Consider the following 15,582-nt stretch of genomic DNA (forward strand, 5'->3'; position numbering starts at 1 on the left):
AAACCAGAAACCCGGCAACGCGCATGAAACGATCTATCCACCTGACCAAAGACGGCTCTCCCACCATCCGGATTGAAGAACTGGACATCACCTACCATTCCCGTCATGGTGCGTTGGGTGAGTCGATGCACGTTTTTATTGAGCAGGGATTACGCCAGCAGGAAATGAATAAGCCCGTGCTCCACATATTGGAGATGGGCTTCGGAACCGGGTTGAACGCTTTGCTCACTTACCTGGAAAACGAAGGAAAAGAAAGAAGGATCGTATATGATACGCTAGAACCTTTTCCTTTACAGGAATCGGAACTGGAAAATCTGAATTACCCGGCGTTGTTGGCGCAGCCGGCATTGGATAGCGTGTTTCAGCAGTTGCACAGTGCACCATGGAACCAACCCTTTGAAATGGATAACGGTTTTACGCTCACCAAATATGAAACCAAACTGGAAAACTTTACCGGAGGGAAATTATACGACCTGGTGTATTACGATGCCTTTGCGCCTTCGGCGCAGCCTGAGCTCTGGGAAGAACCCGTCTTTACGCACCTCTATAATATGATGCAAGAAGGCGGTGCGCTGGTTACGTACTGCTCGAAGAGCATTGTGCGGCGGGCCATGATGGCGGCGGGCTTTACGGTTACGAAACCGCCCGGTCCCTGGGGAAAAAGGGAGATGGTGCGGGCGTACAAAAAATAAATTTTCCTTTTTTAAAATATCCAGAAGCATCGTTCGTCTACCTCTTTCAAACATGGATGCTTCAATTACGATAGAACCAGTGGCGGCCACCAAACAAAACAATATCACCCGGGTGATCAACACATACAGCAGGCGCCTGCTGGGTTTTATCCGTAAAAGAGTGGATACGGAGGCGGATGCCGAAGACATTTTACAGGAGGTATTTTTCCAGTTCACGGGCAACACGCAGCCCATTGAACAGGTGACCGCCTGGTTGTTTACGGTGGCCCGGAACAAGATCACCGATAACAAAAGGAAGCAGCGTCCCCACCTGATGGACGACGAAGAATGGGCGGCGCTGTTCTCCGGAGGACCGGAAGATCCCGAAACCAGTTTCCTGAGAACGGTTTTCTGGGAAGAATTCAGGCGTGCGCTCGCTGAACTTCCCGAAGAACAACGACAGGCCTTCGTGCTCCACGAAATGGAAGGTGTCTCTTTTAAAAAAATGGCGGAACAAACGGGTGAAACAGTAAACACCCTTATTTCAAGAAAAAGGTACGCGGTATTGCACCTGCGCGGCAAACTTGCCCGGCTGCGGGATGAAATGCTGAACCGGTAAAACCAGGATTATGAACAGAAAAAAGAAAATAGCTAAAAAGATCGCGCTCATGGTGGTGCTGATTCCCCTCGCCATCCTTGCGTTCACCTGGGTGGTCATGAGCCTTTGGAACAATATTCTGCCCGAAGTACTCGGGGTAAAGGCCATCAGTTTCTGGCAGGCCATGGGCATTCTCGTCCTCAGTAAAATACTATTCGGTGGATTCGGCGGCAAAGGTGGCGGCGGAAGGAAACGCGGTAAACAGCATTGGAAAAATAACCTACGGGAGAAATGGGAACAGATGAGCCCGGAACAAAGGGAACAATTCAAAAGCAAGTGGTACAACCGCTGTGGCGCTTACAGCCGGGAGCACGATGCGGATGAAAACAGGAGCACTACTCAACCTTAATACAAACGTATGGAGATCCTTGTATTTAAGACCGATATACACAACAATACCGAGGTGGAAGCCATTTCCCCGCTATTAGAAACACTGCCGATGGTTTCCCGCTGGAACGTGGACCTTTATGATATAGATAAAATCCTTCGGATAGAAAGCGAGGAAGCCTGCGCCAGGAACATTGAAGCTGTTTTGCAAAAAGCCGGATTTTACTGCGAAGAGCTGGAAGACTGATCAGGCATCGGCCCATTGTTTGAAAACGGGCACCCGTTCCCTGCTGATGACCAGGTCATTCTCGTCAACGCCGGAAAAGCGCATCTTCAGTTTCAGCCTGCTGTTGAGGTAAGGCTTCACCTGTTCAATGGCATTGATGTTCACGATCACACTCCGGTTGATGCGGAAGAAACATTCGGGGTCAAGTAAATTTTCCAGTTGCTCCAGGGTGTGTTCCACCACATAACGGAATCCATCAGCCGAAAAAAGGTATACGATCTTATTCTCCGCCATGAAACAGTTGATATTGGTCGCATCAATAAAAAACAATTTCTGCCCTACCTTTCCCAGGAAACGTTGCTTGTAACGTGGTTTGGGAAATGACACCAGGTTTCTGAGCGCCGAATAATCCGGTGTATTACCGCGGAGCAGGTGCAGTTTCCGGATCGCTGCGCCGAGCTGATCTATCGTGAAGGGTTTCAACAGGTAATCGATACAGAGCAGACGGAAGGAATCGAGCGCGAACTCCTGTCGATGGGTTGTAACGATAACAGGTATGTTGGATTGAATTTGTTTAAAGATATCGAAGCAGGTGCCATCAGAAAGTTGAACATCGAGGAATAGACAATCAGGTGCAGGATGTGAACGAAACCAATGAACGGCATCTTCCACACCTGAAAGGCGCGCCAATACTGCAACAGAAGGATCACATGCATATAACATGGTTTCCAGCCTTTCGGCATCGGCCAATTCAGGTTCAATGATCACGGCTCGCATCGGAATGGTTTTAATGATGAATGTTCTAACAAAAAAACAACGATTCCGTTCGCTGTTTTTTTCTATTAAAATATTTTGTGATCCATGGCTCCGAATGTTTTCAAAAACCGTTCCAGGGTAATTATGAGGATTTAATAAGAAGAAGCTGTGAAGTGATTTAAGTTACTTCTACAGTCTATAAGGGCCGTTAAACCGCACGATACGAGGATAAGTACAGATATTGACCTAAAAAAAGAAGGTGTACCAATTGATGGCACACCTTCCATTTGTTTCCATTTCCTTTCTAGGGCATGGGCATTAAAACACGATCTATTTTGTGAACAACGCCATTTCTTGCCATGATGTTTGTAGCTATAATGTTGGATGCTGTGGCATTATTTGCGCCCTTCACTTTGGCACCACCGGAAAGCGTGATAGTAACTGTTCCGCCATTAACTGTTGCCGGTTGTGCTCCTTCTGTAAGGTCGGAAGAGAAAACACGTGCACCAATAACATGGTAAGTGAGTATTGAGGTTAATGTGGCAGGATCAGCAGCCTGAATGCTTGCGATTGTGGGGAAGTTTGCCGCGCGGAAAGCATTGTTGGTAGGGGCAAATACTGTAAGGCCGTTTGTTGAACTTAATACCGCAGCCACATTAGTTGAGCCCTGACTTGCTCTCACCACAGCGGCAACAAGGTAAGTAAGTGAAGTGTCTTCCGTTGCGACGTTCACGATAGTTCTGTTTCCTGGCGGAATCAATACATTGCTTACCACGTGGATGGTACCGTTACTGGCATCTACATCTGCTGTTTTAACACGGATACCGTTGATGAAAACACCTGCAGTATTGCGTGTTACAAACACGGAGTCTCCGCTCAGTGTGGTCACTTTCGCATTGGGTCCCGCAGGTACGCTTCCGGATGGGATATCGGAAGTTAGCACATGGTATTTGAGGATGGAATCAAGACGGTTAAGGGGTAAAGCATTGAGGGCGGCGGTGTTGATACCTGAAGCGGCGAATGCGTCGTTATCAGGGGCGAAAACAGTGAATGGTCCTGTGGCCCGAAGGGCGTCAACCAGGTTGGCTCTTCCCAGACCTGCTTCCAGGGTGGTGAAATTATTACTTTCAATCACTATCCCGGAAATGGTATTGTCCATTTCATTTTCCACCATGTCGTCGTCGTTGCAACTGGTCAGAAGGAGCGATGATCCGGCTACTGTAAAAGCCATTAAGGTCTTGCAAAAATTTACGCTGAGTTTCATACTGCTGGTATTTTGTGTTTGATAATTTATCCAGCATTTTGAACAAGATTTAACCACGAAGAGTTAAACAGTTTTCCGCGAATTGAGCTATTAAAGGTGTGAGTTGCTTAGCAAAGGGAGTGAGTTTTCTTAAAAGAAGGGTGAAGATGTATGAAAGAAGCAGCACAAGTTTTTTGGTACGCTTGCAAATAACTTAAAAAAAGGTGACTCAAAAGTTAGTTTAGGCATTGAGTCCGGCATAAAAGTAAATACCAGGGATAAGAACTGATTAAAGCAGGGTGTACCTTTTTGATACACCCTTACAGATTTCTTTAGATATCATATTCGAGATTGGGTCTTATCCATTTCTCAATCTCTTCCACACTCATCCCCTTGCGTTGGGCATATTGAACTACCTGGTCCTTCTCAATTTTACCGATACCGAAATACCTTGAATCGGGATTGGCGAAATACCAGCCACACACAGATGACGCGGGATACATAGCGAGCGATTCAGTCAGCTCGATGCCGGTGCTTTCCGTTGCATGCAGCATATCGAACAATTTATACTTTTCGGTATGATCGGGACATGCTGGGTAACCCGGTGCCGGGCGTATACCTTCATAGTTTTCGCGGATCAGTTCTTCATTGGAAAGCGTTTCCGCGGGAGCATAACCCCAGAATTCCTTTCTTACCCTTTCATGCATGCGTTCCGCAAAAGCTTCCGCAAGGCGGTCGCACAGCGCTTTCAGCATGATCGAATTGTAATCATCGTGTTGGTCCTCGAAGTGCTTCACCCATTTTTCGATGCCGATGCCGGTTGTTACGGCGAAGGCACCGATGTAATCTTCTTTTCCTGAATCTGCCGGTGCGATGTAATCAGCCAGACAAAACTGCGGTTGACCCGGTGCTTTTTTAATCTGCTGCCGCAGGAAGGATAACCTGGTATCCTTGCCATCTTTCACCACCACATCATCACCATCGCTGTTGGCCGGCCAGAAGCCGATCACCCCGTTGGCAGAGACCCACTTTTCTGTAATGATTCTATCCAGCAGCGCACGTGCGTCGTTGTACAATTTCGTTGCTTCCTTACCTACCACTTCATCCTCCAATATTTTCGGGAACTTACCATGCAATTCCCAGGCGATGAAGAACGGTCCCCAGTCGATGAAATCCACGAGGTCGGCGAGGTCATAATCTTTGAAGACTTTCACGCCCAACATATTCGGCTTCACCGGAACGAATTCATCCCATTTGATGGGCGATTTGATCTGCTGCGCGGCTTCGATGGGCAGGTATTGTTTAACCGATTTCTTATTGGCGAAATCATCCTTCAACCTGGTGTATTCTGTTTTTATATTCCCCAGGAAATCACCTCTCTGGTCCTCACTCAATAAACTTCCGGCTACGGTAACACTTCGTGACGCGTCCAGCACATGGATTACACCATGATCGTATTCCTGCGCGATCTTCACAGCGGTATGTGTTCTTGAAGTAGTAGCGCCTCCAATAAGGAGCGGCACGGTAAAGCCCTGGCGTTTCATTTCTTTGGCCACGTGCACCATCTCGTCAAGTGAAGGCGTAATCAGTCCGCTCAACCCGATAATGTCCGCACGTTCTCTTTTTGCGGTTTCCAGTATTTTATCTGCCGGCACCATTACGCCGAGGTCAATGATGTCGTAACCATTACAACCGAGCACCACCCCTACGATATTCTTTCCGATATCGTGTACATCGCCTTTTACGGTGGCCAGTAATATTCTGGCCGCGCCGCCTTGTAAGGCCGCGGGATTGTTTCTTTTCTCTTCTTCGATATAAGGCGTAAGCACCGCCACGGCTTTCTTCATTACCCTGGCGCTTTTCACCACTTGTGGCAGGAACATTTTACCTGCACCGAACAGGTCGCCAACGATGTTCATGCCATCCATCAAAGGACCTTCAATCACTTCGAGCGGACGGGCATATTGCTGCCTTGCTTCTTCCGTATCCGCATCTATATAATCAGTGATACCATTGATCAGTGCGTGCGCCAGTCGTTTTTCCACCGGCTCATTGCGCCAAGCCTCATCTTTTACGATTTCCTTGCCTTTTGCCTTCACTGTCTCAGCGAAGTTGATCAGTTTTTCAGTGGCTTCGTTGTTGTCGTTATTTCTGTTCAGCAACACATCTTCGCAGAGCTGACGGAGTTGTGGTTCAATTTCATCATACACCACCAGTTGTCCGGCATTTACGATACCCATATCCATCCCGGCTTTGATGGCGTAGAAAAGAAAAACGGAGTGAATGGCTTCCCGCACGTGATCGTTGCCACGGAAGGAGAAGGAAACGTTACTCACACCACCGCTTACTTTGGCCAGCGGCATCAGTCTTTTTATTTCACGTGTGGCTTCAATGAAATCCACCGCGTAATTGTTGTGTTCTTCGATCCCGGTAGCCACCGCGAAGATGTTCGGGTCGAAGATGATATCCTGGGGAGCAAAGCCTACCTGTTCTGTAAGTATTTTATACGCCCGATGGCATATTTCCACTTTACGGTCCTTTGTATCGGCCTGGCCCACTTCATCAAAGGCCATCACCACCACCGCGGCACCATAGTTTTTACAAATGATGGCTTCGCGGATGAACTTCTCTTCTCCTTCTTTCATGGAGATGGAGTTGACGATACATTTGCCCTGCACACATTTCAACCCCGCTTCAATAATCTCGAATTTCGAGGAATCGATCATCACCGGGATCTTTGCGATATCGGGTTCGCTTTGTAACAGGTTCAGGTAGGTGGTCATGGCCTGAACACCGTCCAGCAGGGCATCATCCATGTTCACGTCTATCACCTGCGCGCCATTCTCCACCTGTTGACGGGCAACGGACAGCGCTTCTTCGTATTTCCCTTCCCTGATCAGGCGGGCGAACTTTTTAGAGCCGGTAACGTTGGTTCTTTCACCCACGTTGATAAAATTCGTTTCCGGCCGAACCACCAGGGGTTCAAGGCCGCTCAGTCTCAAAAACGGACGAATGGTTGTTGCGCTCATGCTGGGTTATTCTTTTGCCGGGATTCTGAAACCGATCGGATTGCGTGGTTTCTCTTCCTGGACGAGTAATTTTTCTAAAATGCCAAAAATCTCTTTGATCTCATCATCATTTTCCACCACATGCTTTTCCAGTTCCTGTAATTTCTTCCACACTTCATGTTGCCCTGAGAAAAGTGCCCTGGTTTGAACATACACCCTGATAATGGCAATGTTCACCTGTATGGCGCGTTCCGATTTCAATACACTGGAAAGCATGGCCACACCCTGCTCTGTGAAGGCCATGGGAAGCGCGCGTGCGCCACCACGGCCAGTTTCAGCGTTTGAGGTCACAAATTGTGACCTCAAACGCTGAAACTCAAGCCTGGTAAGGATAAACATAAAATCATCCGGGAACCTGGCAGGGTTCCGCCTAACGGCCTGCTTCAATGCTTTGGTTTCTACGCCGTACATTTCAGCCAGATCGGCATCCAGCATAACTTTATGCCCTCTTACCTCGTAAATTTTTTCAATGATCTTCGTGGTATCCGGTAATCTGCTCATTTGCTTTTTACTGCAAGTTCAGCACATACTTTGCTCCCGGAAACCGTTTTTTCACCTTATAAAGCCTGTTCTAACACCGGTAATCGCCGCGGTGAAAACCCCTTCACCTGCTCCGCAATGTGCTTAATATGATCCGGCGTGGTGCCACAGCAACCACCCACAATATTCAAAAAACCTTCTTTGGCCCACTCTTCAATGATGTGTGCCGTTTCATGCGGCGCTTCATCGTATTCCCCGAAAGCATTGGGCAGGCCCGCGTTCGGATAAGCAGATGTGTTACAGGCCGCAATCTGGCTCAACTCCTCAATATGTGGCCGCATCTGCGTGGCCCCCAACGCGCAGTTCAGCCCGATGCTCAGCGGATTGGCGTGCATTACCGAAATGTAGAATGCTTCCAGCGTTTGCCCGCTCAGGGTTCTGCCCGAAGCATCGGTAATGGTACCGCTGATCATGATCGGCAGTTCTTTCTTGCCAGTTTTCCTGTAAAATTCTTTGATCGCGAAAATCGCAGCTTTGGCATTCAACGTATCGAAGATTGTTTCAATCAGCAACAAGTCCGCACCACCATCATCCAGTCCCTGAATTTGTTCGGTATAAGCAGCTACCACTTCATCAAAAGTGACAGCTCTGTAACCGGGGTTGTTCACATCGGGGGAAAGGGAAAGTGTTTTGTTCAACGGGCCTATCGCCCCGGCAACGAACCTGGGCTTATCCGGGTTCATAGCGGTGTAGGCATCCGCGGCCCTTTTGGCCACCTTCGCCCCTTCCAGGTTGAGTTCGTAGGCCAGCGATTGCATATCGTAGTCAGCCATCGCAATGGTAGTGCTGCTGAAGGTATTTGTTTCAATGATATCTGCCCCTGCTTCCAGGTATTGGCGGTGAATTGCTTCGATAATGGCAGGCTGCGTGATGTTCAGGAGATCGTTGTTCCCCTTTACATCACAGTACCAGTTGGCAAAACGGTCGCCCCGGTAGTCCTTCTCTTCCAGTTTATAGCGTTGGATCATGGTACCCATAGCGCCGTCTATAATCAATATCCGTTCTTTCAAACAATCCTGAATACGCTTGCTCATAGTGCAAAAATTTAGCGGCAGACTATATACAACAGCCTGGCAAACAGCCTACTATAAACGTGGGGAAGATGGTTTTTGAATGTCTTTCCAGCGTTTATTAGTTCTGTTTACCGGGCCGAACAATAAACAAATCCGCCCATTGAAATGCGAAGATAAATGAAGTTTCGGGAATATGAAAGGCATCCAGGTGAAAACACCGTCCCCGGTGGCACCGCTATAGCGGTGCCACCGGGGACGGTTAAAACACGGTAAGCCTATTATTTTTGAAAAGGCTTATTCTTCTTCCGAAATATGTATGGCGCAGCCCCCGCCGGCAGCCAGCGTTAGCTTTAGCTCAGTTCTTGCGGTTACTTTCCTTTTTTCTATGCTATAGGCTTCCGGGTTATCCTTCCAATGTGCGCCGGGAGCGTCTTTGTAAAGAACAGCCGTATATTTTTTCCCCTTTTCAAGGAACGTTAAAGGGATACTCATCTCCCTTTTCTGTTCATCGCTGATTGCGCCGATGAACCAGTCTTTTCCAGCCTTTTCTTTCCTGGCGATGGCGAGGTATTCCCCGGGTTCAGCGGCCAGAATAACTGTCGTGTCCCAATCGGCGGAAACTTCTTTGATGAATTGGAAGGCGTCCATTTTTTCTTCGTACACTTCAGGGAGATCAGCGGCCATCTGTAAAGGACTGTACAATGTTACATACAGCGCAAGTTGCTTGGCCAGCGTGGTTTGCACCTGCTCTTTTTTACCAGGTTGCCAGTAGTCGAGTTTGATGCGGAAGATTCCGGGCGTGTAGTCCATCGGGCCGCCCATAATTCTTGTAAACGGCAGAATGGTTTCGTGTTCCGGTGGATTGCCGCTGCTCCAGGCATTGTATTCCATACCCCTGGCGGCTTCCGCGGCAATATAGTTGGGATAGGTGCGGTGTAACCCAGTAGGACGCACAGATTCATGTGAATTCACCATGATTCCATAAGTAGCAGCCTTTTCTGCTACCCGTTTGATGTGGTTCACCATCCACTGCCCGTCGTGGTGTTCTCCCCGGGGAATGACCTTGCCCACATAACCGGTTTTTACTGCATTGATGCCATACTGTTTCATGAAACGGAAAGCCGTATCCAGCCTGCGGTCGTAAGAAGTTACAGCACCCGATGTTTCATGGTGCATAATCAGTTCAACGCCTTTTTCTTTTGCGTACCTGCTCAGCTCCGCGATATCATAATCCGGGTATGGCGTTACAAAATCGAATACATCCTCTTTCCATTTTCCGAACCAGTCTTCCCATCCAGTATTCCAGCCTTCAACGAGTACCCCCTGGAAGCCATGTTTCGCCGCGAAATCTAGGTAGAATTTCGTGCGTTCAGTTGTGGCGCCATGTTTGCTCTCTTTCAGCTTTTCACCCGCCACTTGCGTAGCAGCGAGGTCCCAGGTCGACTTACCTACGTGCATTTCCCACCATATTCCCAGGTATTTCACGGGCTTTATGAAGGAGGTGTTTTTTACTGCTGAAGGTTCGTTCAGGTTCAGGATCATCCGGGAAGCGAGGATGTCCTTCGCCTGATCACTTACGATGATGGTTCTCCATGGTGTTTGGGCAGGAGCCTGAAGATAAGCCTTGTTGCCCAGCGCATCTGGCACGAGGGTGCTTTGGAGTGCGTGGTCCTTCTTGTTCACAAGCAATTGCATGGCCGGATAATTGACCAACGCCGCTTCGTGAATGTTGATGTATAATCCATCATCCGTTTTCAGCATCAGCGGGGTTTGCACCGCATTTTTCGCATAAAAAGTCATCGCATGAATGTGCTGCGTGAAACGCGGATCACTGGCATCTACTTCACTGAGACGGGTGGTGTTGTAGGGAAATTCATTGGTATCATAGTCGCCGGGTATCCAGAAAGCTTTGTGGTCAGCCGTGAGCCGGAAGGCGGTATTTTCTTCCGTAACGATAAAATCATCCAGGCCCGCCTGCTTCGGAAAGCCATACCTGAAACCGATTCCATCATCGAAAACACGGAATATAATGTTGAAGGAACGGGCAGGCGCAAGTTGCTCGCGGAGCGTGATCTTCATTTCCTTATACCTGTTCCTGATGTTCTTTTCTTCTCCCAAAACCGGTTGCCAGGTTTCATCCGTATAAGAAGAATCGATCGACACCATTTGAAAACCCCGTGAAAAAGCGGGCGCATCTTTGAGGGAAACACCCAATTCCGATGGGTAAATTACAGGTTTCTCTTTGTAATAAAGCGCATACCGGGGAATGCCCCTTTCATCCAAACTAAATTCCATCCGGGTTACAGCAGTAGGTGAATTCATCTGCCATTGTTGTGCAAAGGAAGAAACGGCCAGCAGGAGGCCTCCAAGGCTGAACAGCCATTTACGTACTAACATGGGAAGTCATTTATGGTTTTGCAATACCACCCGAAGTTAGTACAAAATCATACTAATGTGTATTTTTTACACAATAATAATCCGGATAAAACTTATCGCTTTTCGAACATCCACCAGTTGCGGCGGCGTGGCCTCACCTTGTAATTCCCCGTGATATAGGTTGAAATATGGTTGGTCGCCTCATCAATATCATCCGTTAACAACACGAGAGACAGGTCTTCTTCTGAAATGGTGCCATTCTTCGCCATGGCGTGAATATGCTCCATTAGCTCCTTGTGGTATTCCTTCCCGTATAATACGATAGGGAACTGTGTGATGGACTTGGTCTGGATCAGTGTAACGGTCTCAAAAAACTCATCCAGCGTTCCAAAACCACCGGGCATAATAATAAACGCGTAGGAATACTTCACCAGCAATACCTTGCGTACGAAAAAGTGCTCGAAGGTGATGGATTTGTGGAGATAGGGATTAGAATGCTGCTCAAAGGGCAACACGATATTACAACCAACCGAATAGCCGCCTGCTTCGAAAGCCCCGCGGTTACCGGCTTCCATAATCCCGGGTCCCCCGCCGGTCATGGTGGTAAGTCCCAATCCGGCCATGCGTTTTCCGAACTCCCTCGCCGCTTCGTAGTAAGGATGATCTTCCTTAAAGCGCGCCGAACCGAAAATGGTTACGCATGGTCCGAGAAAATGCAGCGTTCGGAAACCTTTTATGAACTGGGTAAAAACTTTGAGGGCAAACATGAACTCGTATCCGCGGCTCTTGGGGCCCTCCAGGTAAATGGGTTCTTTCGCTGGGATGATACGTTCAAGCACTTGTTTGGGCTTCTGGCTCATAATTCTTTCTTTTCTATGGTTCTTCTTTAACTAAGATACTACAATAGAAACGGTTAAGTAGTTAAATTTGCTTCAAATAAATGTATGAACAACCTGCGCATCATCTCCTATAATGTGAACGGTATCCGTTCCGCCATGAACAAAGGCTTTGTGGAATGGCTTCAGACAGATCCCGCCGATATCATCTGCTTGCAGGAAACCAAAGCTACCCGTGAAAACGTGAACCACGCGTTGTTCGCGGAACTTGGCTACCACGATTACTGGTTCTCCGCACAGAAAAAAGGATACAGCGGCGTGGCTTTTCTAACGAAGATCAAACCAGATGAACTGGCTTTGGGATCCGGCATTGAGCAAAGCGATTTTGAAGGAAGGGTGATCCGGATGCAACTGGGCGACCTTACTTTGATCAACGCCTATTTCCCCTCTGGAACAAGTGGAGACGAACGCCAGTCTTATAAATACCAGTGGCTGAACGAATTCCAGGATTACGTACAGGAGCTGAGAAAAACACATCCCAGGCTCATCATTTGTGGCGACTATAACATCGCCCACAAGGAGATTGATATCCATGATCCGAAGGGCAACAAGAAGTCTTCCGGATTTCTTCCTGAAGAACGTGCCTGGATGGACCAGTTCTTAGAGAAAGGTTATATAGATACTTTCCGCCACTTTAACCAGGAGCCGCACCACTACAGTTGGTGGAGCCAGCGTTTTCCCTCGGTTCGTTTACAGAACAAAGGCTGGAGGATTGATTATATCACAGCTACTGAAGACCTTCGTGCACGCCTTCAAGGTGCTTCCATTATGCCCGATGTAAAACACAGCGACCATTGCCCCGTTTACCTTGAAATAGCCTTATAATGATCGTTTACAACGTTACCGCGAAAGTTACCTGGGCCATCAATGATGCATTCGTTGCGTGGATGAAGCAGGTTCATATTCCTGAAGTACTGGCCACCGGACTTTTTTTTGAATACAGGATGTTGCGCCTTCTGGAAACAGATGAAACCGAAGGCCCCACCTATGCCATTCAATATACGGCACGAACGCCGGAAGATTACAACCGTTATATTTCAGAAAATGCGCCTCAACTCCGGCAGAAAGTGCTAGACAAATGGGGCGATCAGTACCTTGCTTTCCGGTCCGTATTACAGGTTGTGAACTAATTGTGGAAAACAAAAAGCGTGCTCTTTTTTATCCGGAATAAATCGTAAATTCTTCCTAAACCCTTTGCCAGTAAGGGTTTCATTATCCTTCCGCTGAAATCCTTTACCAGTAAGGGTTTCAGCGGAACAGGGAAATCACCGTATGGTAATCAGTATTTTCACGTATCATTCCAAAGCCTTATCCCGTGGGGATTACAGGGAAAAACACGGACCAGGAAATTCACCAAAAAAATTTTGCCGGGAAGAAAAAGCGTCTATATTTGTTCCATACAAAATCTATTAAAACATCTCACTATGAACAAAGCTGAATTGATCGCTAAAATTGCCGATGATGCCGGCGTTACTAAAACTCAGGCCAACGCAGCACTGGATTCTTTCACAGAAGCTGTTACCAAAACCCTGAAAGGTGGTGGTAAAGTTACCCTGGTAGGTTTTGGTACTTTCTCCGTTACCAAGCGTGCTGCCCGTAATGGCCGCAACCCACAAACAGGTGCCGTTATCAAGATCAAGGCAAAGAAAGTGGCTAAATTCAAAGCCGGTAAAGAACTTTCCGCCAAGATATAATTGAACTGTTTTTATAGTTTAAGGCTCCGGTGCAACTTTGTATCGGAGCTTTTTCTATTTTTGACATCCGATACTATTCACAAATTAAAAAATCAAGCTATGGGCAGAGGCGACAAAAAAACCAAGAAAGGAAAGATATTCCAGGGGTCTTATGGTAAATCAAGACCAGCGAAGCCACAAAGGGCGAAGAAGAAGTAAGTTGATTTTGAATGTTGGATTAATGCCTTGAATTGTAGCAGCTTGAACAAATTCATCTGTTACTTACAAACGGCCCCATTCAAAATTCAGCATTCAACATTCAAAATTTCCTACGGCGCAAGTCGTTCAATCTTCCAGGCACCTTCATCCTGTAAAGTATATTGAATCCGGTCGTGTAACCTGCTGGCTCTTCCCTGCCAGAATTCCACAACAATAGGCTTCAGCCGATAGCCGCCCCAATGCGGGGGTTTGGGCACATCATTGTCTCCGTAAATAGCTTTTAATTCCGCTTCTTTCGTTTCCAGCCATTCCCGGTTGGGAATCACCTGGCTTTGTGGAGAAGCCCAAGCACCTAGCCTGCTGCCTTGTGGGCGGGAGATGAAGTATTCCTCGCTTTCTTTTTGCGAAACTTTTTCAATGATACCGGTAATGCGCACCTGCCTTTCCAGTTCTTTCCAGAAAAACACCAGGCATGCGCGGGGATTTTCACCCAGTTGCTGCCCTTTGAAACTTTCATAGTTCGTAAAGAAAGTAAATCCTTTTTCATCGTACCCTTTCAGGAGTACAATGCGGGCGGAAGGAACACCATCTGCCGAAGCCGTGGCCAGCGTCATCGCATTCACCTCATCAATCTGTGAAGCAACAGCTTCTTCCCACCACCTGCCAAACTGGGCAACGGCATCGGCCGCCACATCAGTTTCAGCGAGGGAACGGAGTTTATAATCTTTGCGGATATCAGCTATGGAAGACATAGTAAATTTAAAATGTTGAATTTAAAATGTTGGATAGCCTTGTAATACGTTGCTGAATGTGTTACGCTAAGCAGCAGCAGATCAACCACCCCATCCAAAATCCAACATTCAAAATCCAGAATTATAGATTATCCTTTCACCAATGTACCCACTTCCTCGCCCATCACCACCTTTTTCAGGTTACCTTCTTTATTCATATCGAAAACGATAATTGGAAGTTGGTTCTCCATGCAGAGTGTGAACGCGGTCATGTCCATCACCTTCAGGTTCTTCTGGATGCATTCATTGAAAGTAATGGTATCGTACTTGGTAGCGGTGGGGTCCTTTTCGGGATCTGCTGTGTAGATGCCGTCTACGCGTGTTCCTTTAAGGATCACATCGGCCTGTATCTCGATGGCACGGAGCGAACCGGCGGTATCAGTAGTGAAATAAGGGTTTCCAGTACCTGCACCAAAGATTACGAGGCGTTTTTTCTCCAGGTGACGGATCGCACGGCGGCGGATATAGGGTTCCGCGATTTGCTCCATTTTAATGGCGCTCTGCAGGCGGGTAAACATGCCTTCTTTTTCCAGTCCGGCCTGGAGGGCCATCCCGTTGATTACCGTGGCCAGCATCCCCATATAATCGCCCTGGGCACGTTGAATGCCGGTTTCAGCTTCGTTCATGCCGCGATAAATGTTTCCTCCGCCAATTACAATGGCGATTTCTACCCCCAGATCGTGTATTTCGCGGATGGATTGCGCGTAACGGGCGATCATGGCCGGATCAAGGCCGAATGATTTATCTCCCATTAAAGACTCACCTGACAATTTCAACAAGATTCTTTTGTACCTGGGCTGCATGAATAGAGAAGATTTTAATGAGAAAATCGGCTGCAAGATAATGTTTACCGTTTAAATGAAGGTGGCGGGTAGAAAAAAATGCGGGGGTTCACGCAAAGACCGCTAAGGAGCAAAGACGCAAAGCGCCCACTTGCTTCGTGCTTCCTGCTTCCTGCTTCGTTCGTCGCAGACTCGCAGTCTCGCAGCCTCGCAGGAGCAAGGACGCAAAGAAACCCTGTACTGCGATGCGTTCACTTCTTGGCTACAGCTTCTAAGGCGCATTAAATAGAAGAGGGCGTACCGGTTGAATGATACGCCCTCTGCGAAATATATCGGGAAACGC

The 15,582-nt window shown here is 47.7% G+C and carries 17 protein-coding genes; 8 read left to right on the plus strand and 9 right to left on the minus strand.

Going from position 1 to position 15,582, the window contains the following annotated elements; genetic code table 11:
• Positions 1-23: 23 nt before the first annotated feature.
• Genes mnmD through M4J38_RS04975 form a run of 4 tightly spaced genes read left to right on the plus strand, consistent with a single transcriptional unit; the run spans position 24 to position 1,903 of the window.
• Entirely contained in the window at positions 24-692 is a 669-nt protein-coding gene (mnmD, locus tag M4J38_RS04960; protein ID WP_251758425.1) for a tRNA (5-methylaminomethyl-2-thiouridine)(34)-methyltransferase MnmD, read from the plus strand.
• A 52-nt stretch (positions 693-744) separates the two neighbouring features.
• Positions 745-1,290 (plus strand): RNA polymerase sigma factor, encoded by a 546-nt coding sequence (locus M4J38_RS04965; protein WP_251758426.1) that lies wholly within the window; start codon positions 745-747, stop codon positions 1,288-1,290.
• A gap of 10 nt (positions 1,291-1,300) precedes the next feature.
• Positions 1,301-1,678 (plus strand): hypothetical protein, encoded by a 378-nt coding sequence (locus tag M4J38_RS04970; RefSeq protein WP_251758427.1) that lies wholly within the window; start codon positions 1,301-1,303, stop codon positions 1,676-1,678.
• A gap of 9 nt (positions 1,679-1,687) precedes the next feature.
• The gene (locus M4J38_RS04975; RefSeq protein ID WP_251758428.1) at positions 1,688-1,903 is read left to right on the plus strand and encodes a hypothetical protein; all 216 of its coding nucleotides are present in this window, start codon (positions 1,688-1,690) and stop codon (positions 1,901-1,903) included.
• Here the strand turns inward: M4J38_RS04975 and M4J38_RS04980 are convergent, their stop codons facing one another.
• The 7 genes from M4J38_RS04980 to M4J38_RS05010 all read right to left on the minus strand — a co-directional run bounded on the left by M4J38_RS04980 (position 1,904) and on the right by M4J38_RS05010 (position 11,738).
• On the minus strand, positions 1,904-2,659 hold the full coding sequence (locus tag M4J38_RS04980) for a LytTR family DNA-binding domain-containing protein (protein ID WP_251758429.1): 756 nt from the start codon (positions 2,657-2,659) through the stop codon (positions 1,904-1,906).
• 283 nt (positions 2,660-2,942) lie between these two features.
• On the minus strand, positions 2,943-3,902 hold the full coding sequence (locus M4J38_RS04985; RefSeq protein ID WP_251758430.1) for a fasciclin domain-containing protein: 960 nt from the start codon (positions 3,900-3,902) through the stop codon (positions 2,943-2,945).
• A gap of 311 nt (positions 3,903-4,213) precedes the next feature.
• Positions 4,214-6,910 carry a methionine synthase gene (gene metH, locus M4J38_RS04990; RefSeq protein ID WP_251758431.1) on the minus strand — a complete coding sequence of 899 codons (2,697 nt, stop codon included), beginning with the start codon at positions 6,908-6,910 and terminating at the stop codon, positions 4,214-4,216.
• A 6-nt stretch (positions 6,911-6,916) separates the two neighbouring features.
• A complete protein-coding gene (locus M4J38_RS04995) occupies positions 6,917-7,450 on the minus strand; it encodes an ORF6N domain-containing protein (protein ID WP_251758432.1) in 534 nt (177 codons plus the stop codon).
• 56 nt (positions 7,451-7,506) lie between these two features.
• The gene (locus tag M4J38_RS05000; protein ID WP_251758433.1) at positions 7,507-8,523 is read right to left on the minus strand and encodes a homocysteine S-methyltransferase family protein; all 1,017 of its coding nucleotides are present in this window, start codon (positions 8,521-8,523) and stop codon (positions 7,507-7,509) included.
• Positions 8,524-8,796: 273 nt separating this feature from the next.
• Positions 8,797-10,899 carry a glycoside hydrolase family 97 protein gene (locus M4J38_RS05005; protein ID WP_251758434.1) on the minus strand — a complete coding sequence of 701 codons (2,103 nt, stop codon included), beginning with the start codon at positions 10,897-10,899 and terminating at the stop codon, positions 8,797-8,799.
• 92 nt (positions 10,900-10,991) lie between these two features.
• Positions 10,992-11,738: a TIGR00730 family Rossman fold protein gene (locus M4J38_RS05010; RefSeq protein WP_251758435.1), complete on the minus strand. Its 747-nt coding sequence runs from the start codon at positions 11,736-11,738 to the stop codon at positions 10,992-10,994.
• Between the two features lie 84 nt (positions 11,739-11,822).
• Here M4J38_RS05010 and M4J38_RS05015 point away from each other — a divergent pair, with 84 nt between their 5' ends.
• The 4 genes from M4J38_RS05015 to M4J38_RS05030 all read left to right on the plus strand — a co-directional run bounded on the left by M4J38_RS05015 (position 11,823) and on the right by M4J38_RS05030 (position 13,666).
• Positions 11,823-12,599 carry an exodeoxyribonuclease III gene (locus M4J38_RS05015; protein WP_251758436.1) on the plus strand — a complete coding sequence of 259 codons (777 nt, stop codon included), beginning with the start codon at positions 11,823-11,825 and terminating at the stop codon, positions 12,597-12,599.
• On the plus strand, positions 12,599-12,904 hold the full coding sequence (locus M4J38_RS05020; RefSeq protein ID WP_251758437.1) for a DUF4286 family protein: 306 nt from the start codon (positions 12,599-12,601) through the stop codon (positions 12,902-12,904). Before M4J38_RS05015 ends, M4J38_RS05020 begins: the two co-directional genes overlap by 1 nt.
• Positions 12,905-13,198: 294 nt before the next feature.
• A complete protein-coding gene (locus tag M4J38_RS05025) occupies positions 13,199-13,468 on the plus strand; it encodes an HU family DNA-binding protein (protein ID WP_251758438.1) in 270 nt (89 codons plus the stop codon).
• A gap of 99 nt (positions 13,469-13,567) precedes the next feature.
• A complete protein-coding gene (locus M4J38_RS05030; protein ID WP_251758439.1) occupies positions 13,568-13,666 on the plus strand; it encodes a 30S ribosomal protein THX in 99 nt (32 codons plus the stop codon).
• 110 nt (positions 13,667-13,776) lie between these two features.
• Here M4J38_RS05030 and pdxH read toward each other — a convergent pair whose 3' ends face one another.
• Together pdxH and pyrH are read right to left on the minus strand one after the other, a co-directional pair.
• Complete coding sequence (gene pdxH / locus M4J38_RS05035; RefSeq protein ID WP_251758440.1) at positions 13,777-14,418, minus strand: pyridoxamine 5'-phosphate oxidase; 642 nt, start codon at positions 14,416-14,418, stop codon at positions 13,777-13,779.
• A 128-nt stretch (positions 14,419-14,546) separates the two neighbouring features.
• Positions 14,547-15,260 (minus strand): UMP kinase, encoded by a 714-nt coding sequence (gene pyrH, locus M4J38_RS05040; protein WP_251758441.1) that lies wholly within the window; start codon positions 15,258-15,260, stop codon positions 14,547-14,549.
• Positions 15,261-15,582: the final 322 nt, after the last annotated feature.

Source organism: Parasegetibacter sp. NRK P23, from assembly GCF_023721715.1.
GTDB lineage: Bacteria > Bacteroidota > Bacteroidia > Chitinophagales > Chitinophagaceae > Parasegetibacter.

What these genes read in the sequence shown, in the direction of transcription:
- mnmD (WP_251758425.1), top strand. Translation starts at nt 24, where the DNA reads ATGAAACGATCTATCCACCTGACCAAAGACGGCTCTCCCACCATCCGG.
- M4J38_RS04965 (WP_251758426.1), top strand. Translation starts at nt 745, where the DNA reads ATGGATGCTTCAATTACGATAGAACCAGTGGCGGCCACCAAACAAAAC.
- M4J38_RS04970 (WP_251758427.1), top strand. Translation starts at nt 1,301, where the DNA reads ATGAACAGAAAAAAGAAAATAGCTAAAAAGATCGCGCTCATGGTGGTG.
- M4J38_RS04975 (WP_251758428.1), top strand. Translation starts at nt 1,688, where the DNA reads ATGGAGATCCTTGTATTTAAGACCGATATACACAACAATACCGAGGTG.
- M4J38_RS04980 (WP_251758429.1), bottom strand. Translation starts at nt 2,659, where the DNA reads ATGCGAGCCGTGATCATTGAACCTGAATTGGCCGATGCCGAAAGGCTG.
- M4J38_RS04985 (WP_251758430.1), bottom strand. Translation starts at nt 3,902, where the DNA reads ATGAAACTCAGCGTAAATTTTTGCAAGACCTTAATGGCTTTTACAGTA.
- metH (WP_251758431.1), bottom strand. Translation starts at nt 6,910, where the DNA reads ATGAGCGCAACAACCATTCGTCCGTTTTTGAGACTGAGCGGCCTTGAA.
- M4J38_RS04995 (WP_251758432.1), bottom strand. Translation starts at nt 7,450, where the DNA reads ATGAGCAGATTACCGGATACCACGAAGATCATTGAAAAAATTTACGAG.
- M4J38_RS05000 (WP_251758433.1), bottom strand. Translation starts at nt 8,523, where the DNA reads ATGAGCAAGCGTATTCAGGATTGTTTGAAAGAACGGATATTGATTATA.
- M4J38_RS05005 (WP_251758434.1), bottom strand. Translation starts at nt 10,899, where the DNA reads ATGTTAGTACGTAAATGGCTGTTCAGCCTTGGAGGCCTCCTGCTGGCC.
- M4J38_RS05010 (WP_251758435.1), bottom strand. Translation starts at nt 11,738, where the DNA reads ATGAGCCAGAAGCCCAAACAAGTGCTTGAACGTATCATCCCAGCGAAA.
- M4J38_RS05015 (WP_251758436.1), top strand. Translation starts at nt 11,823, where the DNA reads ATGAACAACCTGCGCATCATCTCCTATAATGTGAACGGTATCCGTTCC.
- M4J38_RS05020 (WP_251758437.1), top strand. Translation starts at nt 12,599, where the DNA reads ATGATCGTTTACAACGTTACCGCGAAAGTTACCTGGGCCATCAATGAT.
- M4J38_RS05025 (WP_251758438.1), top strand. Translation starts at nt 13,199, where the DNA reads ATGAACAAAGCTGAATTGATCGCTAAAATTGCCGATGATGCCGGCGTT.
- M4J38_RS05030 (WP_251758439.1), top strand. Translation starts at nt 13,568, where the DNA reads ATGGGCAGAGGCGACAAAAAAACCAAGAAAGGAAAGATATTCCAGGGG.
- pdxH (WP_251758440.1), bottom strand. Translation starts at nt 14,418, where the DNA reads ATGTCTTCCATAGCTGATATCCGCAAAGATTATAAACTCCGTTCCCTC.
- pyrH (WP_251758441.1), bottom strand. Translation starts at nt 15,260, where the DNA reads ATGCAGCCCAGGTACAAAAGAATCTTGTTGAAATTGTCAGGTGAGTCT.